This is a genomic window from Planctomycetota bacterium (genome assembly GCA_039182125.1).
Classification (GTDB): Bacteria; Planctomycetota; Phycisphaerae; order Tepidisphaerales; family Tepidisphaeraceae; genus JBCDCH01.
This window is the reverse complement of the sequence record JBCDCH010000021.1, coordinates 24,422-49,004: the sequence shown is the minus strand read 5'-3', so window position 1 is coordinate 49,004 and position 24,583 is coordinate 24,422. Positions and strand designations below refer to the sequence as shown.

Below are 24,583 nucleotides of genomic sequence, written 5' to 3'. Positions count from 1 at the left end.
GTATTTGGGGCTCGACACGCTCCAAGGTTGACTTCGCCTGATTACTCGGCGCAAGCAAAAGCCCACGCCAAACGGCATGGGCTTTTGGATTAGCTCGGACGGCGATGATCAGTCTCGCTTGCCGCCGCGGCTTCGGCGGCGGGGCTTCTTCTCGCCGTCTTCGCCGTCGTTGCGGTCGCGGTCGCCGGTGTTTTCCGGCTCCGGTTCCTCGATGCCCAGTTCCTGCATCGCCTGCTTGCGGCTGAGTTTGATGCGGCCTTGGTCGTCGATGAGGATGACCTTGACGTCCATCTTGTCGCCGGGCTTGACGATGTCGCCGACGCTGTTGACGTAGTGATTGGACAGCTCGGAGACGTGCACGAGGCCGTCGGTCTCCGGTGCGATCTCGACGAAGCAGCCGAAGTCCTTCACCGACACGACCTCGCCCGAGTAGATGCGGCCGACCTGCACGGTCTGGCACATCGCCTCGACGATGTCGCGGCACTTCTCGGCACCGCCGACGCTCGGGGCGGCGATGAAGACGGTGCCGTCCTCTTCGATGTCGATGTTGGTGCCGGTGTCTTCCTGGAGCTTCTTGATGTTCTTGCCGCCGGGGCCGATGAGCTTGCCGATCTTCTCAGGGTCGATCTTGACGGTGATGAGGCGCGGGGCGTGGTCGGAGATCTCCGGACGCGGCTTGGGCAGCGCCTTTTTCATGTCTTCCATGATCGACAGCCGTGCTTCACGGGCACGGGCGAGGGTGTCGCGGATCGTCTGGTAGTCCAGGCCCTCGATCTTGATGTCGAGCTGGATCGCGGTGACGCCCTGGTCGGTGCCGCAGACTTTGAAGTCCATGTCGCCGAAATGGTCCTCCTCGCCGAGGATGTCGGTGATGAGAACCTTCTTGTCGCCCTTCTCGACCATGCCGACGGAGATACCCGCGACCATCGCCTTGAGCGGCACGCCGGCGTCCATCATCGAGAGACATCCGCAGCAGCACGAGGCCATCGACGACGAGCCGTTGGACTCGAGGATGTCCGAAATGACGCGGATCGTGTACGGGAAGTCCTCGAGGTCCGGCAGCACGGCGATGAGCGAGCGCTCGGCCAGATCGCCGTGGCCGATCTCGCGGCGACCGGGGCCGCGGATGGGCCGGGCTTCGCCGACGGAGTAGCTCGGGAAGTTGTAGTGCAGCATGAACTTCTGGCTGTACTCGGGGATGAGCCCGTCGACCATCTGTTCGTCGCCGCTGGTGCCGAGGGTGATGGTGCAGAGGGACTGGGTCTCGCCACGGGTGAACACGGCAGAGCCGTGCACGCGGGGCAGGACGCCGGCCTCGGCGGTGATCTGGCGGATGTCCTCGGGGCCGCGGCCGTCGGGACGCTTGCCGTCGAGGATCAGCTCGCGGACGATCTCTTCCTCGATCTCGTGGAAGTACTCCTTGGCGAGCTTGATGGTTTTGTCGCGGGCCTGGAACTGGCCGTAGGTGCCCTTCTCGCCGGGGTCGGGGGCGACGTGATCGAGCATCTCCTGGCGGTGCTCGAGGGTGGTGGTGTTGCGGTCGTTCTTGCCTGGGATCGCCTTGATCTTCTTGAGCTCCTTGGCGCTGAACTTGTGGATCTTCTTGTAGAGTCCCTCGTCCTTCTCGGGGGCACCGCCTTCCTTCTCCTTGCCGGCCTTCTCGACCAGCTCGTCGATCATCGCGACGATCTCCTTGACGACTTCGTGGCCGGCTTCGATGCAGTCGGCGACCTCGTCCTCGGGGACCTCGAACGCGCCGACCTCGATCATGTTCACCGCGTTGGCCGTGCCCGCGACGACCAAGTCGATGTCCGACTCGGCCATCTCGTCGATCGTCGGGAACAGCACCATGTCATCGCCGACGAGCCCGACGCGGCAGTGCGCAGTCGGCCCGCCCCAGGGGACGCTGCTGATCGCGATGGCGGCGCTACCGGCGATGCCGGCGATCACGTCCGGGTCGTTCTCACCGTCGAACGCCATCGTGTTCAAGTGGACCTGCACCTCATCGCGGAAGCCCTTGGGAAACAACGGGCGGTACGGCCGGTCGGCCATGCGGGCGGTGAGGATTTCCTTGTTGGTCGGGCGCCCCTCGCGCTTGAGGAAACCGCCGGGAAACTTACCCGCGGCACTGCGCCGTTCGCGGTAGTCGATCTGCAGCGGGAAGAAGTCCAGCCCCGGCCGCGGGTTGTCACGAACCACGGCGGCGAAAACGACGGTCTCGCCGTACTGGACCATCACGGCCCCGTCGGCGAGTTTGGCGAGGGAGCCGGTCTCCATGGAGAGGGTGCGGCCTGCGATCTCGCGTTCAACGCGGATTTTGCTCATCTGATTTTCCTGGTGGGCCCCAGGCCCGGCTTGGCCGGGATTTGAGATTGCAGATTCGAGATTTCAGATTGGGCGACGGTCAGTGATTCCGGCTCTGCAATCTCAAATCTCAAATCTCAAATCCCCCGCCCTGCGGGGGTTGCCGCGCGGGGCCGGGGGCCATCGGCTGGGGCGGCACGTCTTGGGATGGGGTTCAGTTACGAAAACGGCCGACACGGGGTGAGCCGTGCCGACCGGGTGGGGTTACTTGCGCAGGCCGAGCTTCTTGATCAAAGCCTGGTAACGCTCGCGGTCCTTGTTCTGAAGGTACTTCAGAGCGTTGTTACGCTTGGCGACGAGCTTGAGCAGGCCGCGGCGGCTGGAGAAGTCCTTCTTGTGCGTCTTGAGGTGCTCGGTGAGCTCCTTGATCCGCGTGGTCCAGATGGCCACCTGCACCTCGGGGCTGCCGGTGTCCTTCTCGTGGGTCTGGTTGTCCTTAACGACGGTATTCTTTTCTTCGCCTTGCAGGGGCATGGGTGGGGTTTCCTTGTCACCGGTCGCCAAGCCGAAGCCGAGCGACGGTCGAGCCAAAATGAAAATGCCCGCGACACCCGCGGACCGGTCGACATGGTAGGCACGCCCCAACGCAGAGCAACGGAACATGAGCCGCGTGCTGACAGCACGCGGCGGTGCGCATCACTCTAGATGAAGCAGTTTGATGGCTACACTCGACGATAAGTCATCTCTTTGGAGTTCCCTCTTCTCGCTTCTGTTTGTAATACTTCTTCCAATCGGCCACGATTTGCTCTTCAGACTGGATCCCGCAACGGGTAACGCTTGGCACATGAATCTTCTCAACGGGTTTGTTCCTCAAACTTCTTCCGTCAACGAGGTCTGAGCCACCACGGCTCGGCAAAGCTGTGCCACGTCCTGCAAAGCCATCGTTCGGATACATCGGGAAAACTGCAGGATTGTTCTGGTCGGGTGTGTACAGCCGACCTGCGCCCATACCTGGCCCCCCAAGGTCGAACGACTCGTTGTTCAGGTGCCTTTTGCGATCGTCAAGGCCCCAAGCGTAATCACGGAGCCAAGTTCTGTCTTCCGAGTTGAGCCCAAGAATGGTCACACTGTCGAAGCGACCGCATTGAAATGTAAAGTCGCCGGCTTCGTCCGAGTACAAACGGAGATCTTTTCGATTGCCACCTGGACGCCGGCCACCGGGACCGATCGAGACCTCGTCTAATGTCACCAAGATTTCGACCCCTGGCAATCCAACCCCATGCTCATCGACGACCCGTCCGTAGAATGTTGGCCCGAGCTCGTCGCATGCAATCGACGCAAAGAGCAGCAACGCGCAGACGACCAAACAAAACTTCATTTCACTCCCCCGCCAGCAGTTCCTCCGCCGTGTTCAGCAGCTTTTCAAGCGGCACCGGCTTGTGGAAATACGCGTTCACGCCGATCTGGCTCTCCGCGTAGATCTGGTGACGCTGGCCGTCGTTGGCGGTGATCATGATCAGGTAGGGCTTTTCGCTGGGGAGCTTGCCTTGTTTGATCTTCTCGGCGGCGAGGAAGCCGCTGCGGCCGGGCATCATCACGTCCAGCACGATCAGGTCCGGGTTCTCGGCCTCGGCGAGACTGACGGCCTGGTTGCCGTTACGAGCGGTGAGGATGTTGGCCCCGGTCGGCTCGAAGGCGGCTTCGAGCGAGGCCAGAACGTCACCGTCGTCGTCGGCGAAGAGGATCGTCTTGCCGTCGAGGGCGCTGTCGGTGGCGGTGCCGGTGGGTGTGCTGGGGTCGGACATACTGCGACAGTGTACGAAAACTTTCGGCCCGGACTCAAGGGAAAGCCGGTGCCGCGTCCGATAACTTCGGCATGCACCACGTTGATCGCCTGCCGTTCGAGTTGCCCTGCCACGACCTGATGGGTCGGGTCGAAGCCGTCGGCGAGGCAGCCGGGGGCATGATCCCCGGCGAAGTCGACCGCTTGACGCAGGCGGTGGCCGATGCGGTCCGCGCGACAGACATCGGCAGCCGGCGTTACGCACTGAGCCGGGCCGGGGCGATGACGCTCTCGCTCTGGAACGCGTTGCAGGGCCATTCGAGCGGGCGCAACTTGCGAATCGCGCTGTTTCGACTTTACTTGGCCCTGACCGGCGGGCACTCGCCCCGCGAAAACGCTGCCCTCCCGTTGGCGGCGTAGCGACCGATCATCCCGGGGGATTGAGACCTTGTCCGAACAACGACCCATCCTGATTTTCGACAGCGGCCTGGGCGGGCTGACGGTTGCCGAAGCGATCACCGAGCGTTGCCCCGGCCAGCGGCTGATCTACGTCGGCGACACGGCCGGCGCGTGCTACGGCAACAAGTCGCCGGCCTTCGCGGCCGACCGGGCCGTTTCGATCATCCGCCGGATGCGCGACGAGTACGACCCCTGCCATGTCGTCATTGCGTGCAACACGACCAGCGCCGTTGCACTCGACGAGATTCGTGCGGCGATGCCGGACCTGAGCATCAGCGGCGTCGTCGAGCCGGGAGCACGGGCGGTCAGCAGTGCGGCCGGCGAGAAGTCCCGGCCGGTGCTCGGCGTGCTGGCGATGTCGGGAACGCTACGCAGCCGGGCGTATCACGTCGCACTGGGCACACGCCGGATGCGATCGCAGATCCTGCTCCGGCCTGCCCCGCTGTTGGTGCCGATGGTCGAGGAAGGCCGTGGCGACAACGACCCGCTGGTCAAGGCCGCCGTCCGCGAGTACACCCGGCCGCTGCGTCACGCCGGCGTCGACGTGCTGCTATTGGGCTGCGGACACTTCGCGGTGTATCGAAAAACTTTCGAGCGGTACATGCGGTCGGCAGTTGTTATTGACTCGGCGACCGCTTGTGCCGACGATCTCGCCCGTCGGCTGCAAGGCGTGACGCCTTCGGCCGACAACGGTGCGAGCACCGACACACAACTGCAGTGCCACGTCACGGACGACCCCGACCGTTTCCGCCGACTTGCTCGGCGTGTTTGCGGATTGCATGTGGGAACGCCGGGGCTACTGGAACTCGAACCGCCGACACCTCACGACGAAACCGATACCGCCCCGCTACGCGCGGCAGGCTGACCCGAACCTTTTCGCCATGAATCGATCGACCATATTGACACTCTGCACCGTCACGCTCGTCGCCGGCCTGACCACCGGCTGCAACCGGAGCATGGGGGTCCAGAACGACGGGATGAGCTTCCACGAGCGGCAGGCCTACCTCGCCGCCAAGGCCGACAGGTCGCCGGGGGCGATGGACCGGTCGCGCGAGATGGTGGAGGCGATTTTCATGGAGTTGCCCAAGCGGGTCATCGAACGCATGCGCGGCACCAGCGCCGGCGACATGGCACGAGGCTTGCGCAGCCCCAACCCGGCCGACCGACGCATGGCGCTACTTGACTTGGCCAGCCGAGATTTCGGCGGGCAGGCCGATTACGTCACGGTCTACAAGGGCTACGCCCAGAGCGACCCCGACCCGACCGTCCGGGCGGCTGCGATCCGTGCGCTGAACCTGACCCGCAGCGGTGAGCCGGCCGTGTTCGTGTCGAGTCTGAACGCTGACGAACCGCTGGTGCGTCTCGAAGCGGCGAAAGCCCTCTCCAACCTGCCGGACGAGTCGGCCGTCCAGCCGCTGCTGAAGGTGGCCGAGGACAAGATGGAAGACATCGACATCCGCATCGCTGCGGCCGACGCGCTCAAGCACTACCCCCAACTCGACGTGGCTCGCCGGCTGGCCAACCTCGTCGGTGACAACGATTTCTCGATCGCCTGGCAAGCGGGCCAGTCGCTCAAGTACCTCACCGGCATGGACTACGACTACCGGCCCGGCCAATGGCTCACATTCCTCAGCGAGAGCGAGAAGCCGTTCGGGTAAAGTATGAAAGCCCTCACCCTCACGCCTGACGGACCGCGGCTCGAGGCACGACGTGAGAAACCGGCGGCGGCGGGAGAAGCCTTGCTCAAAATTTGGCAGGCCGGCGTCTGCTCGACCGATCTGGAACTCGCCAAAGGCTACATGAACTTCACCGGCGTGCTCGGGCATGAGTTCGTCGCGACCGTCGAATCGGCGCCCGACACCAAGCTCCTCGGCAATCGAGTCGTCGGGGAGATCAACTGCGTCTGCTCTGCCTGCGACCTTTGCCAAAGGGGCCTGCGGGCGCATTGCCGAAACCGCACGGTGCTCGGCATTCTCGACCGCGACGGGTGTTTTGCCGAGTACACGCGCCTGCCGGCCGAGAATCTTCATGTTCTGCCCGACACTATTGACGACGACGCGGCCGTCTTCGTCGAACCCCTCGCGGCCGCCATCCAGGTCACCAAGCAAGTGCGGTTCGATGAGAAGACATGGGTCACGGTTCTTGGCGACGGGCGTCTCGGACTTCTCGTCGCCCAAGTGGTCCGCAACGCCGGCGCACCGGTTCGGCTGCTCGGCCGGCATCCGCAGAAACTCGCCCTCGCCGAACGCTGGCAAGTCCGATCACGCAACGTCGCCGACGTGAAACCACGCAGTGACCAGGACGTGGTCATCGACTGCACCGGCAGCACGGCGGGGCTTGAACTGGCGCTGAGTCTCTGCCGCCCACGCGGCACGGTGGTGCTCAAGAGCACGGTCGCGGCGGACAAACCGATGAACCTTGCAAAGGCCGTCGTGGATGAGATCACGATCGTCGGCAGCCGGTGCGGACCGTTCCGCGATGCGATCGCCGCGCTGGCCAACGGCAGCATCGACGTCGCCAGCCTGATCCACAAACGCATGAAACTGGACAACGCCGTCGAAGCGCTGGAGCTTGCCGGACGGCCGGGCGTGCTGAAGGTCATCCTCACGATGTGAGCAATCCATGGCGAACGAACTGGCAATCGTACTCTGCAGCGGCGGCGCGAACTCGATCGTGACCACGGCACTCGCGGCCCAGCGGCACCGCGTGGTGATGATCCACGCCGAGCGTTACGAACGGCCCTCGCCGCAATTGACCGCGTTCGAAAGGCAGGTCGAGCACTTCAAGCCGGAACGGGCGCAGACGATCGTGCTTCCGGCCGCGCCGCCGGTGGAACCATCGGCCAACGTCGCCGACCGGCTCGCGGACTTGTTGCCGCTCATGGGCGTCGGCGCACGCCTCGCCGCCAAGGCTGACGCGGCCGCGCTTTACCTGGGCCTTTCGGTGAGCGACACGAACGGTCTGGTCACGGCTCAAGAGTTCACGCAGCTCTGGGGGGATCTGCTACGCCACGTTTGCGGCGGACAGTGCAATGTCGAGACGCCGCTGATCGACCTGAACACGACCCAGATCGCCGAACTGGCCGCACAGGTCGACGCCCCGATGGAACTCTCGGCATGAACCGGTCGGTCCAGTTCCAACATCAAGCGGGCGACTTCTACACCGCGCCCTCGGCCACCATCGTCGGCGTTGTCGGCATTGGTACCGACGCCAACTTCTGGTTCAACAGCGTCGTCCGAGGCGACGTCGCGCCCGTCACGATCGGAGCGCGCGTCAACGTTCAGGACGGCGCGTGCATTCACTGCGACAGCGGCGTGCCCAACGTGATCGGAGACGACGTGAGCATCGGCCACGGCGCGATCGTCCACGGCGAGCGCGTCGGCCCTGGTACGCTCATCGGAATGGGCGCGGTTGTGCTCGGCAGGACGAGTATCGGTGCCCAGTGCCTGATCGCCGCCGGCTGCACCGTCCCGCCAGGCTTGCAGGTTCCCGACCGCAGCGTCGTGATGGGCGTACCCGGCAAGATCGTCCGCGAAGTCCGCCCCAAGGAACTCGACTATCTTGACTGGCTCAGCAAGCACTACGTTGACCTGGCACGCAGGTACGCCGCCGGCGACTTTCGACCGCCCGGGTCATAGCACGAACTTCGACAAGTCTTCGTCGGCCATCACTTCATCGAGCCGTTCGCGTACGAAAGCGGCGGTCACCTCGAACGCTTCGCCCTCGCGATCGCTGGCGTCGAAGCTCACATCTTCGAGAACGCGCTCCATGATCGTGTACAGCCGCCGGGCACCGATGTTTTGTTGACGACGGTTGGCGTCGTAGGCGAGCTTGGCCATCTCGGTGATCGCGTCGTCGGCAAATGTCACTGTCAGCCCTTCGGTACCAAGCAGCAGCGTTTGCTGCTTGGTCAACGCGCTGCGCGGCTCGACAAGGATCCGCTCGAAGTCCGCGACGCCCAAGTCGTCCAGCTCAACGCGGATCGGGAAACGCCCCTGCAACTCCGGCATCAGATCGCTCGGCTTGCTCTGGTGAAACGCGCCGGCGGCGATGAACAGAATGTGGTCGGTCTTGACCGGACCGTGTTTGGTGACGACGACGCTCCCCTCGACGATCGGCAAGAGGTCGCGCTGCACGCCCTGCCGCGAAACGTCCGGGCCGGACTCCTTGCCGCTGGTCGCGACCTTGTCGATCTCGTCGAGGAAGACAATGCCGGTCTGTTCGCAGCGTTCGATCGCCTGGCGGGTGAGTTTGTCCTTGTCGATCAGCTTCTCGGCTTCCTCGCTTTGCAACACCCGGCGTGCTTCGCCGACGGTTGTGCGACGGGTGTCGCGCTTCTTCGGAATCATCCCTTCGAGCATGCCCTGCATCTCCGGGTCCATCTCCGCGCCCTGCGGCCCGAACATGCCGACGACGGAGGTTTTGCGTTCGACGCTCACCTCGACCTCACGATCCTCGAGCTTACCGGCCCGTAGTTGCTCCCGGAGCTTTTCCCGACTGCGCTCCCAGCGGGCTTGTTCTTCTTCCTCGAAACCGCTCGGCTTGGGCAGGAGTTGATCGAGCAAACGATCCTCGACGCGCGTCGCCGCGGCATCCTTGACCGCCTCGGTTTGCTCCTCCCGCACCAGCGCGATCGACACGTCGAGCAGGTCTCGAATCATCGCCTCGACATCGCGGCCGTGATAACCGACCTCGGTGAACTTGGTCGCCTCCACCTTCACGAACGGCGAGCCGACCAGCGCGGCAAGACGGCGGGCGATTTCCGTTTTGCCCACGCCGGTGGGGCCGATCATCAGAATGTTCTTCGGCGATACGTCGGCGGCGACCTCGGGATCGAGTTGTTGCCGACGCCAACGATTTCGCACGGCCACGGCAACGGCACGCTTGGCGTCATGTTGGCCGACGATGTGCGTGTCGAGCGCGTCGACGATCTGCCGGGGGGTCATCTCCATGGGCAGACGTTAGCCGCCGTGTTGGCGAATCGGCTTCCGAGGCGTTCCGGCTTGACCGATGCTGTGCACGATGATGTTCGTGTTGGTGTAGACGCACGTTTCGCCGGCGATGGTCATCGCGGCGCGAACGATCGCTTCAGCGTCGAGGTCGGAGTGACGGAGCAGGGCCTTGGCGGCGCTGCTCGCATACACGCCGCCGGAACCGATGCCGATGACGCCATCGGTCGGCTCGATCACGTCACCACCGCCGCTGAGCACCAGCGAACACTCGGCGTCGGCCACTGCGAGCATCGCCTCGAGCCGGCGCATCGCCCGGTCGGTTCGCCAGTCCTTGGCCAGCTCGACGGCCGCCCGGCGGGTGTCGTCCGGATGATCGGCGAGCTTGGTTTCGAATCGTTCCATGAGCGCGAACGCGTCGGCCGCGCTGCCGGCGAAACCGCACAGCACCTTGTCGCCGTTGAGACGACGGATCTTGTTTGCGTCGGCTTTGGCGATCGTGTCACCGAGGCTCACTTGCCCGTCGCCGCCGAGGGCGACCATACCGTCGCGGCGGACACTCAGGATGGTGGTGGCACGGTATTGCATGATGGGTCAGCGTATGGCGAACTCGGCCGGCTTTCGCTTGAGTTCGGCGATCACGTAATTCTGGCGGGTGGCGTTGAGGACGCGGGTCTGGGGTGTGCTGCGAGCCTTGCCCCAACCGCGACGACGGCCATCGTCTTCGGGTTCGGCCTCGGCCTGTGCGAACACCTGCGGCGTGCTCGTCCAACGCACTAGCACCTCCGCGTCAAAAGCACCGCCGAGCAAATCATCTTCACGGCCGGGCGTGGTGACGATGAACACCCGCCGACCGTCGGCCAGCGCGTCGTTGATGGTACGAATGCCAATGAGCTTCAAGTCAGCTGAACTTTTGCCGTCGTAATGCTCACGCCGAAATGCAAGCAAGTTCGGGTCGATCGGGTTGGGCACGTCGTCTTTGTCCGCAGCCATCCAACCGAAGCTCCGCATGCCTGACCGGCTCCAGGCATTCTCCGCGTACAACTCATAACCGCCGGCAAACTGCAAATGCTGCGCGAAACCGTCGATGCCGCCAGTGAACGTGACGACCAAACTCCCCTCCGGCGCGACCCGGCGGACTGCGTTGCCGAGAGACGCATGGTTGGCATTGTCGGCTTTGGCTTTTTCGAGTGTGAAACCGAGCATGAGCGACGCTTCGTTACCGTACGCCGCGCGGGTGGTGCCGACGATGCACGCGAGGAGCACGACCGCCCCCGCTGCGATCGACGCCGCCGCCTGCGACCAACGCCCCGCGAACGCCGGGTTGTTCATCACACCCCGGCCAAGCACGAAGAACGCCCCCATCACGATCACCGGCATGATCACCATGAAGAACCGCAGATATGCGATCGAATAGTTCGGGGCGTAGTAGTACGCCGAGTACAGCAGCGCCGACGGGATGAGCCAGGCGAGCATCGTCAGCCCCAGTCGGGGTGACTTGGCCAATAACAGAAACACGCCGAACACACCGGGACCGAAAAGGAAGATCAGCCCCTCGTCGTGAATGAGACGGACGGTGCGTTCCCAGTTCTCGACGAACCAACTCACACGGAACGCCGACGATTCGTTGGTCGAGTCGTAACCGGTGAGGGTTTCCATGTGGTACCAGTTGTGGGCGTAGAGTGCGGCGACGGGAACAAGCCAAGCTAGTAAGGGCAAAGCGGCCTTGAGGTACGTCACCGGTCGCTTCCAGTAGATCGCACCGACGCAAGCCACGAACACCGCCAGCCCGAGCACGCCGTCGGTGTAGCGCACCGTTGCCGCAAGGCCGACGATCCCGCCACCGAGCATGCCGACGAGGAAGTTGCCTTTCCGCATCCACCGCAGCAACAACGCGAACCCGATCGCCGCAAGCGCCGTATCCGTCGCATGACTGTTCGGATTGACCGCGAGCGTGAAGTAGACCTGCGAACAGCCAAGCGTGACTGCCCCGAGCAACGCCGCGAAGCTGCCGGCGACCGGGCGGATGAGGTAGAACACGCCCAGCAAGCCGAGCGTCGCCATGACCGGACTCACGAGGTGCGCCCCCACGACCGGGTCACCACCGACCGCATCGGCGATGAGCATGCCGCCGGCCATGAGCGCACTAAGCCCGGCTGGGTACTTCGGGAAAACCGTGCCGTTCTCGGGCGTTGGCATGACGTACATCGCCCCGATGAACTCGTACGGCGTCTCGGGCACGAATCCCGTGTGCCCATACTCGATGAAGTTGCGCGCGCCGGTGAGATAACCGTGCTGGTTGGAACCTGGATGCGCGGGCGACCAATAGCCGAGCAGCAGGACGAAGTACCCGACCGCCACAGCAAGCATGAGCATCGACATGCCCCACCGCCGGCCACTGGCTTCATCGATGAACAGGCTTTCCGGGAGAACTCGCACGCCTGATCGTGGCGCATCCTCCTCCCGTTCTTGCGCGACCACTTCTTGATCATGCAACGCCCGCATCTCTTCCGGCACCCGCGCAACCTCGACCGACGGCTGTGGCCCCTTGACTTCGTAAACGCCAGCTTGATGCATGCCTGATTCTACACCGAAGTATCCTGACGTATCACCGCATAACACAGCACCGGGTTATGACTTAAACTCGGTTCTCGAAACTACAAAACAGCGATGTAACGACGTGCCAGCAAGCACAATCCAAACCAACACCAGCCTCAAGTATCGACGACTGTTTCCTGAAACCGCGAATATCCAACCTACCGATCAAGTAACACCGCTGCCGCAACGGCTAGAGAAGAGAAATCTCGATCTTGCCAGCCCAAACTTGCAACGCGTCAGGCCGACATCGGATACATCATTGAGGCCGGACACTCATCCCGGAGCAACATTTAACCTGCTGCGGACAAAATAATTTTGACTGACCGCGGAATCGATTGGCAGACCCTCCCTTCCCAGCGGATCACGATTTACCAAATGCAAACACCTGTGACAAACATTGTTACCATACTCGTGCGGCTCACAGTGCTGGCTTCTGTAGTAATCACATTACACACGAGCATGCAATCATACGCTCAAAAGGCGGGAACCAGCACAGACAACAGCGAAACAGAGATCATCTCGCTAAGTTTCTTTGGCGAGACCCTTCAGTTACCTGCCGACATCGACAGCACGCACATTATGATTCAGCGCAACAATCCCACCGAACAAGATCATGCTGAATTAGAGCCGCTGAAAGTCGACATGAGCTCCTCCCAAGCCCACTACTCCCTAACTTTGACAGATAAACGGCCTAGGGGCGATATCGCCTCAAGAAATATCCTTAGCTCGAATGTCCCTGGAATCTGGCGTGTCAACGAGTTTGTTTTTGTCCCGCCACCCGGCACAAGCAGGATACTGGTTGACACGACCACCAATAGAAACGACCACCGCTCGATGTCGTCATCTTCGTTAGACATACTAATCCGTTTCGTGATGAGCGGCGGCATGCAGTCACTGATCATCCGGAATGAGCTTGCGGCGGAGCTTAGTCGCGACGATCGCCGGGGCGAATTCGATTTCCAAACAGTCCTTTCACTAGTCAATGCGGAGAATCTTCCCGAAAGCGTTGGCCGGACATGGGTGCTTAATGATCTCCGTGATCACAGAAATGATGTCAACGTAGTTGATCTTGAAGACACTCGGCTCTTGATCGCGAAAACAGATGAGGTGGAAGGCAAGTCGGCCGTTTTTCGTTTCGTGGCTTTCGATGACGCGGGGAACTATCGCTTTGATGCAAAAATGACGATCGTTGGCCAACAAGCATCAGCCACGGCGGATAGCTTAATCGAGTCTTTTCTTCGCCCTCCGGCAAACGAGGAACCACCGAATGACCCCGAAGATGAATGAACCACAACGTACTTTCCTGGACCAATTTCTCACTGCGTTCAGTAGCCGTGAGTGGTTACGGTCGAATTTGGGCCTGTTTGGGAGCTTTTCAGCCTGGTGCCACCGCATTATCGACCGTTGCCCGAATGACATCGACGTGGTTTTCAGGGGCTCACTTGATGTGGACTCAAGCAGGTGGTCGGTGGTACGCCGAATACTGAACGCCACAAGAGATGAAGCGATACACGCCATTCCCGGTCGACGTTTGACCGGAACACTTCCGACATCAGTTCACCTTACTGACCTCAGGAGTAAGAGTATCGAACTGGTGAGGCTTCCTTTTCTTTCGAGCCACGGGGGCGTCGAGTTGTGGTTCCAGTCCTCAGCTGACTGGGTCGCTGACAAGGTCGTCGCGATCGAGAAGGCCGTTCTGGGTTCCGGTGTTTTACATGGCATCGACATTCTGGATCTGTGCAAGCTCAATCGTGGCATGCCCGTGTCACAAGACGCCGTCCATCAACGGCTCGAAATCAAGCGACGTACTTTTCTTCAGCCCGATCAGGCTCCACCTACGCCGAGCCGGTCTCAGCTGGAACTTGGCCTTTCGTCGTTGATGCAAGGGAGTACATCCGACCTGTATCGCGTTTCTGACGAGGAGTTCGACAACTTTGAACGACTAGTCGCCTCACATGCCGAGCGCCGGGTAGCGGTCGTTAGCTGAAACCGCTGCCGCACCCAAGTCCAACGTGACGATGGGCAAGGCCGCGCAAGTATTCCGAAACCTGACGTCCGTCCCACCGACCGGATATGATCAAGTCTGATGTCTGCCGATAACGCCACCCTCCATTGCGACGGAAATGAACTCTCTCTACCCACCCACACCGGCTCCGAAGGCGAACGTGCCGTCGATGTGACCAAGCTGCGTGGGTCTTCCGGGCTCATCACCTTCGACCCCGGCTATCGCAACACCGGCTCATGCGAATCGGCGATCACGTTCATCAACCCCGAGGAAGGCGTTCTCCGCTATCGCGGCATCCATATCGACGAACTGGCCGAGCATTGCAGCTTTCTCGAAGTCGCCTACCTGCTCATCTGGGGCGAACTGCCCACTCAGGACGCCCTGGAACACTTCATCAGCACCGTCTGCGAACACACCCCGGTCCACGACCGGCTGCTCTCCATCCTGAACGGCTTCCCGCCTGACGCATCGCCGATGGCCATGCTTTCGGCCAGTCTCAACGGCCTTTGCGGCTACCACCCCGAAGTCCTCGACGTCGACTACGAGGAACACTTCGACCTGACCGCCACCAAACTCATCGCCAAGGTCGCGACGCTCGCCGCCGCCATCTACCGCCACCGTGAAGGCAAGCTTGCCGATGTGCGCAACCGCGACGAGTGCGACTACACGCTGAACTTCCTGAAAATGAAGTTCGGCAAGGAGGATTTCAACCCCGCGATGGCCAAGGCGTTGGACCTGATTTTCCTGCTCCATGCCGACCATGAGCAAAACTGCTCGGCGTCGACCTGCCGGATGGTCGGCAGTTCCCACGCCAATCTGTTCGCGTCCTGTGCCGCAGCCATCTGTGCCCTCTGGGGACCGCTCCACGGCGGGGCCAACGTCGAGATCATGAATCAGCTCGAGTCGATCCACAACGATCCTGACCTCGACGCCGACAAGTTCATCGCCGGTGTGAAGGACAAGAAGTACCGCCTGTTCGGCTTTGGCCATCCGGTCTACAAGAATTACGACCCGCGCGCGAAAATCCTCAAGGGTCAGGCCGAGGCGGTGCTCGCGAGCCTGGACCGTGCCGATGACCCGCTGCTGGAGATCGCCAAGAAACTCGAGGCGGCGGCACTGGCCGACGACTACTTCGTAAGCCGCAACCTCTACCCGAACGTCGACTTCTACAGCGGCATCATCATGCGCGCGATGGGCATTCCGACGGACATGTTCACGGTGCTCTTCGCCATCGGCCGCATGCCGGGCTGGATTGCCCAGTACAAGGAAGTTCGCGACCAGAAGGGCAAGATCTATCGCCCCCGTCAGCTTTACACGGGCAAGACCGATCAACACGTAACGCCAATCGCCGAACGGTAAACTTCTTGCACCATGGCCGAGAAGCCGACAAGTAATGACGGTGGGAGCAGCGACAACACGCCGGGGAGCGTGACGGCCGGTTCGCTCAGCGAGTTCGCCGCCGCGTTCGAGGACAAGTCCGGCACCCACGTCACACCCAAGTGGCTCGGAAAACGGATCGGCCGATTCCGACTGCTGTCGTTGCTGGGTCAAGGCAGTTGGGGTCGCGTGTTCGAGGCCGAGGATCGTTCGCTCAAGCGGCGTGTCGCGCTCAAGGTGTTGCGGTCCCGGGGTCGCGGATCGACCAAGGAGACCACCGCCAAAGTCCTCCACGAAGCCCGCGCCGTCGCCGGACTCGAGCACCCCAATATCGCTCAGGTCTACGAGATCGGCGAGGCCCATAACCTGCTGTTCATCGCGATGGAACTGCAACCCGGCGGCACGCTCAAGGAGGCAGTCCACGCCCACGGCCCCCTTGCGGTCGACCGAGCCTGTCGGCTCTGCGCGGATGCCGCCGATGCGTTGCATTTCGCCCACCAGAACGGCGTGCTCCACCGCGACATCAAGCCGGGCAACCTCATGCTCAGCCGCACCGGGACCTGCAAGGTCGTCGACTTCGGCTTGGCGCAGATCGACGATCCGTCCGACCCGGGCATCTCCAACCGCACGGCCGGTACACCGCATTACGTCGCCCCGGAAGTCGTGTGCAACAACCCGGCCTCTCCCCGGGCTGACCTGTACTCACTGGCATGCACGTTGTTCTTCCTGCTGACCGGCCGCAAACCGTTCGAGCATCTGACCGATCCGGCCAACCGCGGCAACACCAACGAGCGAGAAGCGGTGCTGCGTGCCCAGATGGACGAACCGATCGCGCCCGTAACCGACTTTCGGTCCGACGTCCCCGATGGGCTGACCGCGCTGATGGAGCAGGCCTTGTCCAAGGACCCGTCGCAGCGACCCAAGGATCTCGGCACTTTCGCAAAGGCGCTTCGCACGTTCGCCGCCCTGCCGGCCAACGCGAGCGGATCGGTCGCGCCGTTGCCCCCGGCCGCGACCACGCCGACACCGATGACGGCTCGGCGTCCGGCCAAACGCAAGACGTCGTCGACGCCGCTGATCCTCGGTGGCGTTGCGGCCGTGGTCGTGGTCGGTGTTCTCGTCACGGCGGGCATGCTCACCGGAGACGACAGAGAAGATATCGCCGCCGTGCAGCCGCCCGCTGAAGAACCTGCCGTCGAACGCCCCGCCGTAGAGCTTCCTGCCGAGGAACCGGTAGAGACGCGACCGCCGATCATGACTCCGCCGGTCGAACGCCTCGCACCCATCGTCGTACCAGAACCCGAGGCGGAACCAACGCCGGAACCGGTCGAACCGCCCGCGGAACAAAAGCCCGTCGCGTCCGATGCGATCTCCGTGTCCGACCGTGATGCCCTGATGGCCGCCGACGGCAGTCGCGTCACCGTCGAGGGTAACGTGTCGTTCGCACGCCTCAGCGGCACGGGCAAAGTCTTCACCGTCGGCTTCGAAGGCGTCAACATCCGTGACGGCTTCACGCTCGCCTGGTTCCCGCGCGACTTTGAAGCCATGGCCCAAGCGTTCGGCGGCGAACACGGCGAAGGTATCCACGGCAACACCATCCGCGTCACCGGCACCGTCAGCATCTACCGCGACAAGCCGCAGATGGTCGTGAACAGCCCCGACCAAATCGAAGTCATTGAGTAGTCACTTCGGACGGCTCGAGTTTGCCAACGACCAGGACGTACTCGTAAACGGGTTGACCGTTACGGAGCATTTCCCGCCGGGCGATGGTGCGGCTAGGGCTGTCGGCGGTCGGCCGACCGAATACCAAGTGCTTGGGCACGAGCTTGCCGTTGATTTGGACCGGCCCGGTCGGCACTTCGTCCGGCCTGAGCATCACGAACTGGGACGACGACTCGGCCCGTACAAGCAGCGGCGTCATCCGCTCGAACCGCGTGTCCGTCAATGTCGGCCCTTCGGTCAGGTCGACCGTCACCGCGTCGAAGCGATTGCCAAAGCCGTCGTAAACCACGGTCGCCCGAGGCAACGCTGACCACTCGCCGGCGAGGCCCGGCGCGGAGGACGGATTGCAGCCAAACACCAAAAGTGCAGCAAGAAGTATCGCGACGCGCATGGGATGATTATCGGACGAAGTCGGCCATTCTCAGCAACCGCACGGACGGCCGCCGCAACCGCTCACTCGGCGGGTTCGATCGAGACGGTCAAGCCCTTGCTCTTGAACTGATCCTCGTAAAGCTCCGCCCGCTCCTTGTGTGTCACCAAAAGCAACGCGACGCCCTGCTTGTGGGCCTCGATCGTGCGGAGGGTGGCTTCCTGCTCCTTGAGCGGCGTCAGGCCGAGCACCGTGTCGATGACGTACTCGATGTCGTTCGAATCGTCATTGTGCAGCAGCACTTTCCACGGCGGGAGCATGCCCGGCGGACGCTTCTTGGGTGACGACTTCTTGTCCGACTTCGGCGGTGACTTGGTCGCGGTGCCGCCCGACTTGTTATCATCGTCCGGGTCGTACTTCGGGATGTCCTGTTCCTGATCGGCCATGGCTGCGGACCTCCTGACTGGGTCGTCGTTTTAAAGTATACGGCACCCACCGCCCCGACGATACCCTAATCGTCGGATGGACACCGACGCACGCATTTTGTTGGGCATGATGAGCGGCACCAGCGCCGACGGCGTCGATGCCGCGGCTGTTCGCATCACCGGCCGGGGACGCGGGATGTCCGCCGAGCTGCTGCGTCACACGCACGCTCCCTACGAGCCGAACCTTCGGGCACGCATCTTTAAACTTCGCGGCGACGGTCATGGCAGCTTCGCCGAGTATGCGGCGATCTGTCGCGCCCTGACCCTCGTCCACGCCGACGCGGCGAAAGCGTGCATGGACTCCGCCGGCCTGACATCAGACGACATCGCCGCGATCGCGGTGCATGGGCAGACGTTCTTCCACGAGCCGCCCGACACGATTCAGCTGTTCGACCCTGCCCTGCTCGCGTGGCACACGGGCTGTCAGGTGATCAGCGACTTCCGCCGGGCCGACCTCGCCGCGGGCGGGCAAGGCGCCCCGCTGGTCCCGTTCGCCGACTGGCTGCTCTTCCGCCATCCGACCAAGCACCGCGTCCTCCTCAACCTCGGTGGCATCGCGAACCTGACGTATCTGCCAGCGGGTTGCGAACTCGAAGACGTCATCGCCTTCGACTGCGGTCCGGCAAACTGCTTGAGCGATCACATCATGCGAACACGGGGGGATGCGGCTTTCGATGAAGGTGGCTGGAGGGCAATGGGAGGCGAGTGCAAGAGTGGGGTGGCTTGTCTCGAGATGCTCGAGGAGTTCGATTTCTTCTCCCGCCGCCCGCCGAAGTCGTTGGATGTCCCGGAGCTGATTGACAAGTTCGAGCAGAAGGCCTCCGCGCACAACTTGTTCGATCCATACCTGACGATCACAGAACACCAGCTGGGTTTCGCTCTTCGTACGGCCAATGGCATCGCGTCCCAAGCCATCGCCGAGGCACTCGTTGACATAGCCGCCGACGAGCCGACGGATGTCATCGTCAGCGGCGGCGGCTGGTCAAATCTCGACCTGCGTCGGCAGGTTATCGAGGACTCCCAAACCTACCGGCTTGATCGGATTCGCTTTGCCACGACCGCCGACCACGGCGTTCCGACTGACGCCAAGGAAGCCGTCGCGTTTGCCCTGCTCGGTGCGGCGACGTTGGACGGGGAGCCATCGAACGTGCCCAGCGCAACCGGGGCGTCGCGGTCTGTCGTGCTCGGGGCGATCACGCCACGGCCGTAACGTGACCCTCGGTCGCCGCGAGTTACACTTCCGCCTCCCGTGCAAGACCGCTCCCACATCCTCACCGAACAACGCCTGCCCGACTCCGCAAACCTCGACGCGATGTCGGCGGTCGACATCGTGTATGTGATGAACGAGCAGGACCGCGTCGCCGTCGAGGCCGTCGCGGCGGTGAGGGCCGAAGTAGCCAAGGCTGCCGACGCGATCGCGGAACGTCTGCGCCGTGGCGGGCGACTGATCTACCTCGGAGCGGGCACGTCCGGTCGGCTCGGCGTGCTCGACGCCTCCGAATGCCCGCCAACCTTTCGCGCCGATCCGCGGCAGGTTCAGGGCGTCATCGCGGGCGGCGAGGCGGCCATGTTCGTCGCGCAGGAAGGTGCGGAAGACTCGCCCGAACACGGTGCGGTCGCGGTCGATGAAAAAAGCGTCGGCCCCGACGACGTCGTTTGTGGCATCGCCGCCGGCGGGACCACGCCCTTCGTTCACGGCGCCCTCCGACGCGGCAACGAACGCGGTGCGTTCACCATCTTCGTCGCCTGCGTTCCCCACACCGGAAACGAACCCGACGTCGACGTCGAGATCCGCCCGCTCACCGGTCCCGAGGTTCTCACCGGCTCCACCCGCCTCAAGGCCGGCACCGCGACCAAGCTCGTGCTCAACCAACTGACCACCACAGCCATGGTCCTTCTTGGCAAGTGCTACGGCAATCTCATGGTCGACCTCAAAGCCAGCAACGTGAAGCTCGTCGACCGCGGTGCCCGCATCATCGCCGAGATCACCGGCTTGGACCGCGAGGCATCCCTCGCCCTGCTCGATCGCGCCGACGGCCACGTCAAGAAAGCGATCGTGATGCACAAGCTCGACGTCGATCCGGACGAAGCGCTTGCCAGGCTCGACGCGGCCGACGGTCGCCTTCGCAACGCGATGGAGGCGTAACGCCGCACCGCTTGACACATCGGATTAGTGCCAGATATCGTGGCGACATGGCAACGCGGTCGGCCGGCACCATCCTCGACGAGGCGCTCACGCCGTTGGAAAATCTCGAACAGGCGGCCGAGTGCCTGCGAACCCTTGCCCATCCCCACCGGTTGCGCATGGTCCAGCTCATGCTGCGGGGACGCTGGAGTGTCGGCGAACTGGCGGAAGCGTGCGATATTCCGCCGCATATGGCCAGCGAACACCTCGGCCTCATGCGTGATCGTGGCCTGCTTGCCAGCGAGAAGGAGAGCCGAACCGTCTACTACCGCATCGCCGAGGAAGGACTCGCGTCGATCATGAAGTGCGTCGAGAAACGGTTCGGTAGCGGATGATTTTTTTCGGCCAACGCGTCGTTGGCTGACGATGTTTCGATTGATTTTCCACAGTGACAAAAGGAGCTTCAACATGTCCCACGCCAAGACGTTCTACGAAAACATGCCGACGCAGATGAAGAAGGTTCGTGCCGCCTTGGGCGGGACGGCTGACGCGTTCGGCAAGCTGCACCACGAGACCCTCGCCGAGGCGTCGATCAGCGTTCGCGAGAAAGAGCTTTGCGCGTTGGCTGTCGGGCTGGCGGTGCGGTGCGAGCCGTGCATCTTCGCCCACGTGAAGGCATCCCTCGATGCCGGCGCGACGCCGGAGCAGTTGATCGATGTCGCGAAGGTCGTCGTGCTGATGCAGGGCGGGCCGGGCTTCATGCATGTGGCCGCCGTCATCGACGCGCTTGAAGCGCTGGGCCATGACGTGCCGCAAGGCTGAAGGTGTCCGACACCGCCGTAACTCTTGCTGCACCGCGCTACGCGGGTGAGACGACGGCTTCGGATTCGATCTCGACCTTGCAAGCCGGATCAACCAGTGCGGCGACGGCGAGGCCGGTCAGGCATGGACGGATGTCACCGAAGACTTCCCCGTGCACCGCGCCCGCCGCCGCCAGGTCGGCGATGTCGGTGAGGTAGATTCGATTCCGCACGACATCCTCGGCCTGGCCACCGAGCGACTCAACGGCATCAAGAATGATCCGCAAGGCCCTGCGGGTCTGCCCAGCAACATCGGGTGCGAAGCTGCCGCCGGGCTCGACGCCGACGGTACCGGTGACGAGAATTCGATCACCCACGCGGACCGCCCGGCTGTAACCGTTGGCCGCTTCCCAGGGCGTGCCCGTCCACACTCGGCGGCGATCTCGATAGGTATCGACCCGCATCAGCGTCCCTCGAAAAACCGTCGAAAGAGTTCGCCGGCGAGACGCCGACCGTTCGGGTCGGCGAGCGTCTTCGGATCGCGCAGTGCCTCGCGCAGTGGCAGCTTCCCGTCGAACGCGAACGGTGCCGACACCGTTCCGAGCAACCCCGGCAATCCCGGTGGTCGGAACCGTGCCTCGCCTTCGAGGCGGTAGTCGAACTCGCCGCCGGTCGCGAGCAACGCATCGGTAAGTTCGAGCAGGGCTTGGTATCGGACGGTGATGGGCACCGTGACCGAACGTGTCTGCCCGGCCGGCAGCACGAGATTCGCCGTGTTCGCCTGCCCTTCGAGCAACTCCACCTCGCGGATACTCATTTCGTAATCCACCATCGGCAGCGGCAGATCGAACGTGTTGGGGTTGGTCACCGCGACGTCGACGCCGATCGTAAACCGGTCGACCGCGACCGAATCGAGCTTAGCCCCGCGAACGAACGCGGTCGGCTTCTCGACGGTTTGGCAACCGATGGCGATCAGGAGAACAAGCAACGGAACGTAGCGTGACACGGTGGACGTATCGGCCCAACGCCCCGCGATTCGCCAGACTCGCCCGCTCGTTCGGACGTGGGAGGGGCTTCAGCCCATCTTCGTGCCGATGATGTCGGCCTCGAACACGACGGAACCGTTGACCAGGCCCTGGGCGTTACACCGAACACGACGGTGGCGCTGCTCGATGAGTTTGACAAGGATGTACATGCGACCGCCCGGGAGGACTTCCTTGCGGAACTTGCAGTTTTCGATCCCGCCGAAGCCGATGAACCCCTCCCAGCCAAGTCCGACCTTGGTGTAGTAACTTGCGACCTGAGCGGCGGCTTCGAGCATGATCACACCCGGCAGCAACGGCCGGCCGGGTATGTGACCTGGAACCCAGAATTCGTCATCGCGGATATCCTTGAAGCCGATCGCCCCGTCGTCGGCGACGTGGCAGATGCCGTTGACGTGAAGCATATCGCCGCGCTGCGGGTTGATGTCTTCGATGGCCGGAATGTCATCGAGTTGGCGGTCGAGGTCGAGGTCACTGAGGTCGTAAAGAACGGTGGGCGGCATGGCGGTCGGTTCGGGGGCGGATCGGGGGAGAAAGCGGCAAAGCCGCGGACGGCCCGGGTTTGAGGACCGGCGTCCACGGCTTTGCCGGGGAAATCCGTCAAGTGGTGATTAATGCGGCATTAATCGCCGGTGCGGACTTCCAGGATCTTCACGCGAACTTCCTGAGCGGCGTTCTTGATCTCCTGCATGCGTTTGCGGACGCGGGTGCCGGCGGCCTTGTTGCCACCAACGGCCTTTTCGACGTCTTCAGAGGCTTCGCTGATCAGTTCCTTGAGCTTTTCAAATTCCGGCATGGGCATGATGGTCTCCAACGGGTTGGGTGTGACGGCGGGGGTAAACGTGGGTTCTTCCGGCGACGGGGCCGGTTCGCGTTTCGATGAAACCTAATGGGCCGGAAACCCGTCGTCAAACGCTCTGACACCGGTTCAGCCGCAAAAATCGCTCATGCGGGTGCTTGCACTGCCGACGCATGGGCTGCGGTTTTGGCCCGACTGCCACGGCAGTACGCCTCGAACGCGGTCTTGAGTTTCCGCGTGATCGGCCCCGGCACTCCTCGACCGATCGGGCGACCGTCGATCCGCGTCACCGGGATCACCTCGGCGGCCGTGCCGGTCAGGAAGCACTCGGCGGCGGAGTAGAGATCGTGGCGGATCAGCGTCCGCTCGGCCGCGTCGATGCCGATCTGCCCCGCGATCCGCAGCACCACGGCCCGCGTCACCCCGTCGAGAATGCCGTCAGCCTTGGGCGGGGTGTACACGGTGGTGCCCTCGACGACGAAAATGTTGTCGGCCGTGCATTCGGCAACCTGACCTAAGTGATTGAGCATCACCGCCTCGGGAACGCCGGCATCGTTCGCCTCGATCTTGGCCAAGACGCTGTTGAGATAGTTCAAACTCTTGACCCGCGGCGGTGTGGCGTTGGGGTGGTTCTTGGTCCAACTGCTGGTGATGATCGACATGCCGTTGTCGTACATCTCCTGTGGGTAAATCCGGATCGTCGAAGCAATGCAGAACACGGTGGCCCGCGAGCAACGATTGGGGTCGAGGCCCAGATCACCCACGCCGCGGGTCACGACCAACCGCAGATAACCGTCGCTGAGCCCGTTGGCGGCGAGGGCATCGTGCATGGCTTTGGACAACTCGTCGGGTGTGTACGGGATCGTGAGCCGCAAGGCTTTGGCCGATTCGAACAACCGGTTGATGTGGGCGCGTTCCTCGAAAATGTGGCCGTCGTAGGCACGAATGCCTTCAAACACGCCGTCGCCGTAGAGCAAGCCGTGGTCGAACACGCTCACGGTTGCATTGGCTTGGGGGACCAGCTCGCCGTTCATCCAGATTTTCAAGTCAGCCGACATCGTTCCTCCGCGGTGGGTTCATTCATTAGCTTACCAGCTTCCCGTCCTTGAGGACGAGATCACGGTCCGCCGTTCTCGCCAACGCGCGATCATGCGTGACCATCACGAGCGTCTGGCCACGCTCGGCGTGGAGCCGACCGAGCTCTTCCATGATCTTCTCGCCGGTCTCGAAGTCGAGGTTGCCCGTCGGCTCGTCGGCGAGCAATAGCTCCGGCTCGTTCATCAGCGCCCGCGCGATCGCCACCCGTTGCCGCTCCCCGCCGGACAACTGCGACGGGCGGTGGTTCAGGCGGTCGGCCAATCCGAACAGGTCGAGCAGGTCCGTCGCCCGCTGCCGCATCGTCTTCTTGTCCGGCTGACCGGCGTGCGGGACCATCGCCGCCAGCTGCGTGTTCTGCAGGACGTTCAACTCCGGCAATAGGTGGTAGAACTGGAACACGAAGCCGATCTTCGTGTTGCGCAGCAGCGCCTTCTTGCCGCGTGGCACCTCCTCGCCGAAGAGGCGAACCATTCCTTCGTCCGGGTCGTCGAGCAGCCCCATCAGGTGGAGTAGCGTGCTCTTGCCGCTACCACTGCGGCCTTCGATGGCGAGAAACTCGCCCCGCTTCACCGACACATCCACACCGCGCAGCACCTCGACCTGCGCCTCTCCCATGAGATAGGTCTTGCGCAAGTCGCGGACATCGATCAGCGGTTCGGACACGGG

At 63.0% G+C, this 24,583-nt stretch carries 29 protein-coding genes; 14 read left to right on the top strand and 15 right to left on the bottom strand.

Annotated elements, in window-relative coordinates; genetic code table 11:
* Positions 1-108 precede the first annotated feature (108 nt).
* The 4 genes from pnp to AAGD32_07700 all read right to left on the bottom strand — a co-directional run bounded on the left by pnp (position 109) and on the right by AAGD32_07700 (position 4,109).
* Positions 109-2,325, bottom strand: a complete 2,217-nt coding sequence (pnp, locus tag AAGD32_07715) for a polyribonucleotide nucleotidyltransferase (protein MEM8874133.1) — start codon at positions 2,323-2,325, stop codon at positions 109-111.
* Between the two features lie 243 nt (positions 2,326-2,568).
* Complete coding sequence (rpsO, locus tag AAGD32_07710; protein MEM8874132.1) at positions 2,569-2,838, bottom strand: 30S ribosomal protein S15; 270 nt, start codon at positions 2,836-2,838, stop codon at positions 2,569-2,571.
* Positions 2,839-3,043: 205 nt separating this feature from the next.
* Positions 3,044-3,682, bottom strand: a complete 639-nt coding sequence (locus AAGD32_07705) for a hypothetical protein (protein ID MEM8874131.1) — start codon at positions 3,680-3,682, stop codon at positions 3,044-3,046.
* A 1-nt stretch (position 3,683) separates the two neighbouring features.
* Entirely contained in the window at positions 3,684-4,109 is a 426-nt protein-coding gene (locus AAGD32_07700) for a response regulator (protein ID MEM8874130.1), read from the bottom strand.
* Positions 4,110-4,180: 71 nt separating this feature from the next.
* Between AAGD32_07700 and AAGD32_07695 the strand changes: the two genes are divergently transcribed.
* The 6 genes from AAGD32_07695 to AAGD32_07670 are packed head-to-tail and all read left to right on the top strand — an operon-like array spanning position 4,181 to position 8,184.
* Entirely contained in the window at positions 4,181-4,507 is a 327-nt protein-coding gene (locus AAGD32_07695) for a hypothetical protein (protein ID MEM8874129.1), read from the top strand.
* A 28-nt stretch (positions 4,508-4,535) separates the two neighbouring features.
* A complete protein-coding gene (gene murI, locus AAGD32_07690) occupies positions 4,536-5,411 on the top strand; it encodes a glutamate racemase (protein ID MEM8874128.1) in 876 nt (291 codons plus the stop codon).
* 16 nt (positions 5,412-5,427) lie between these two features.
* Positions 5,428-6,204, top strand: a complete 777-nt coding sequence (locus AAGD32_07685) for a HEAT repeat domain-containing protein (protein MEM8874127.1) — start codon at positions 5,428-5,430, stop codon at positions 6,202-6,204.
* Between the two features lie 3 nt (positions 6,205-6,207).
* Positions 6,208-7,161, top strand: a complete 954-nt coding sequence (locus AAGD32_07680) for an alcohol dehydrogenase catalytic domain-containing protein (GenBank protein MEM8874126.1) — start codon at positions 6,208-6,210, stop codon at positions 7,159-7,161.
* A gap of 7 nt (positions 7,162-7,168) precedes the next feature.
* Complete coding sequence (locus AAGD32_07675; protein MEM8874125.1) at positions 7,169-7,666, top strand: hypothetical protein; 498 nt, start codon at positions 7,169-7,171, stop codon at positions 7,664-7,666.
* Positions 7,663-8,184: a gamma carbonic anhydrase family protein gene (locus AAGD32_07670; protein ID MEM8874124.1), complete on the top strand. Its 522-nt coding sequence runs from the start codon at positions 7,663-7,665 to the stop codon at positions 8,182-8,184. The genes AAGD32_07675 and AAGD32_07670 overlap by 4 nt, the downstream gene beginning before the upstream one ends.
* Here the strand turns inward: AAGD32_07670 and hslU are convergent.
* The 3 genes from hslU to AAGD32_07655 are packed head-to-tail and all read right to left on the bottom strand — an operon-like array spanning position 8,179 to position 11,934.
* Positions 8,179-9,498 (bottom strand): ATP-dependent protease ATPase subunit HslU, encoded by a 1,320-nt coding sequence (gene hslU / locus AAGD32_07665; protein ID MEM8874123.1) that lies wholly within the window; start codon positions 9,496-9,498, stop codon positions 8,179-8,181. The two genes, AAGD32_07670 and hslU, sit on opposite strands and share 6 nt — an antisense overlap.
* Before the next feature lie 9 nt (positions 9,499-9,507).
* Positions 9,508-10,086: an ATP-dependent protease subunit HslV gene (hslV, locus tag AAGD32_07660; protein MEM8874122.1), complete on the bottom strand. Its 579-nt coding sequence runs from the start codon at positions 10,084-10,086 to the stop codon at positions 9,508-9,510.
* A 3-nt stretch (positions 10,087-10,089) separates the two neighbouring features.
* The gene (locus AAGD32_07655) at positions 10,090-11,934 is read right to left on the bottom strand and encodes a glycosyltransferase family 39 protein (GenBank protein ID MEM8874121.1); all 1,845 of its coding nucleotides are present in this window, start codon (positions 11,932-11,934) and stop codon (positions 10,090-10,092) included.
* A gap of 618 nt (positions 11,935-12,552) precedes the next feature.
* Here AAGD32_07655 and AAGD32_07650 point away from each other — a divergent pair.
* The 4 genes from AAGD32_07650 (at position 12,553) to AAGD32_07635 (ending at position 17,158) form a co-directional block, all read left to right on the top strand.
* Entirely contained in the window at positions 12,553-13,380 is an 828-nt protein-coding gene (locus AAGD32_07650; protein ID MEM8874120.1) for a hypothetical protein, read from the top strand.
* Positions 13,361-14,080: a hypothetical protein gene (locus AAGD32_07645; GenBank protein MEM8874119.1), complete on the top strand. Its 720-nt coding sequence runs from the start codon at positions 13,361-13,363 to the stop codon at positions 14,078-14,080. Before AAGD32_07650 ends, AAGD32_07645 begins: the two co-directional genes overlap by 20 nt.
* 99 nt (positions 14,081-14,179) lie before the next feature.
* A complete protein-coding gene (locus AAGD32_07640; GenBank protein ID MEM8874118.1) occupies positions 14,180-15,457 on the top strand; it encodes a citrate synthase in 1,278 nt (425 codons plus the stop codon).
* 12 nt (positions 15,458-15,469) lie between these two features.
* Complete coding sequence (locus AAGD32_07635; GenBank protein ID MEM8874117.1) at positions 15,470-17,158, top strand: serine/threonine-protein kinase; 1,689 nt, start codon at positions 15,470-15,472, stop codon at positions 17,156-17,158.
* On the opposite strand, the gene AAGD32_07630 is transcribed toward AAGD32_07635, so the two are convergent.
* Positions 17,148-17,588, bottom strand: coding sequence for a hypothetical protein (locus tag AAGD32_07630; protein MEM8874116.1), 441 nt, complete (start codon positions 17,586-17,588; stop codon positions 17,148-17,150). The two genes, AAGD32_07635 and AAGD32_07630, sit on opposite strands and share 11 nt — an antisense overlap.
* A gap of 62 nt (positions 17,589-17,650) precedes the next feature.
* Positions 17,651-18,013 (bottom strand): ATP-dependent Clp protease adaptor ClpS, encoded by a 363-nt coding sequence (locus AAGD32_07625; GenBank protein ID MEM8874115.1) that lies wholly within the window; start codon positions 18,011-18,013, stop codon positions 17,651-17,653.
* A gap of 76 nt (positions 18,014-18,089) precedes the next feature.
* Here AAGD32_07625 and AAGD32_07620 point away from each other — a divergent pair, with 76 nt between their 5' ends.
* From AAGD32_07620 to AAGD32_07605, 4 genes are all read left to right on the top strand, one after another.
* Entirely contained in the window at positions 18,090-19,262 is a 1,173-nt protein-coding gene (locus AAGD32_07620; GenBank protein ID MEM8874114.1) for an anhydro-N-acetylmuramic acid kinase, read from the top strand.
* Between the two features lie 39 nt (positions 19,263-19,301).
* A complete protein-coding gene (gene murQ, locus AAGD32_07615; GenBank protein ID MEM8874113.1) occupies positions 19,302-20,198 on the top strand; it encodes an N-acetylmuramic acid 6-phosphate etherase in 897 nt (298 codons plus the stop codon).
* Between the two features lie 47 nt (positions 20,199-20,245).
* Positions 20,246-20,572 (top strand): metalloregulator ArsR/SmtB family transcription factor, encoded by a 327-nt coding sequence (locus AAGD32_07610; protein ID MEM8874112.1) that lies wholly within the window; start codon positions 20,246-20,248, stop codon positions 20,570-20,572.
* Between the two features lie 73 nt (positions 20,573-20,645).
* Complete coding sequence (locus tag AAGD32_07605) at positions 20,646-20,999, top strand: carboxymuconolactone decarboxylase family protein (GenBank protein MEM8874111.1); 354 nt, start codon at positions 20,646-20,648, stop codon at positions 20,997-20,999.
* Positions 21,000-21,036: 37 nt separating this feature from the next.
* Here AAGD32_07605 and AAGD32_07600 read toward each other — a convergent pair whose 3' ends face one another.
* From AAGD32_07600 to AAGD32_07575, 6 genes are all read right to left on the bottom strand, one after another.
* Positions 21,037-21,441, bottom strand: a complete 405-nt coding sequence (locus tag AAGD32_07600; GenBank protein MEM8874110.1) for a RidA family protein — start codon at positions 21,439-21,441, stop codon at positions 21,037-21,039.
* A complete protein-coding gene (locus AAGD32_07595) occupies positions 21,441-21,965 on the bottom strand; it encodes an LEA type 2 family protein (GenBank protein MEM8874109.1) in 525 nt (174 codons plus the stop codon). Before AAGD32_07595 ends, AAGD32_07600 begins: the two co-directional genes overlap by 1 nt.
* 87 nt (positions 21,966-22,052) lie before the next feature.
* Entirely contained in the window at positions 22,053-22,523 is a 471-nt protein-coding gene (locus AAGD32_07590; protein ID MEM8874108.1) for a beta-hydroxyacyl-ACP dehydratase, read from the bottom strand.
* 119 nt (positions 22,524-22,642) lie between these two features.
* Positions 22,643-22,816 carry a histone H1 gene (locus tag AAGD32_07585; GenBank protein ID MEM8874107.1) on the bottom strand — a complete coding sequence of 58 codons (174 nt, stop codon included), beginning with the start codon at positions 22,814-22,816 and terminating at the stop codon, positions 22,643-22,645.
* A 149-nt stretch (positions 22,817-22,965) separates the two neighbouring features.
* Positions 22,966-23,877, bottom strand: coding sequence for a branched-chain-amino-acid transaminase (gene ilvE / locus AAGD32_07580; GenBank protein MEM8874106.1), 912 nt, complete (start codon positions 23,875-23,877; stop codon positions 22,966-22,968).
* 25 nt (positions 23,878-23,902) lie between these two features.
* Positions 23,903-24,580 (bottom strand): ABC transporter ATP-binding protein, encoded by a 678-nt coding sequence (locus AAGD32_07575; GenBank protein MEM8874105.1) that lies wholly within the window; start codon positions 24,578-24,580, stop codon positions 23,903-23,905.
* Positions 24,581-24,583: the final 3 nt, after the last annotated feature.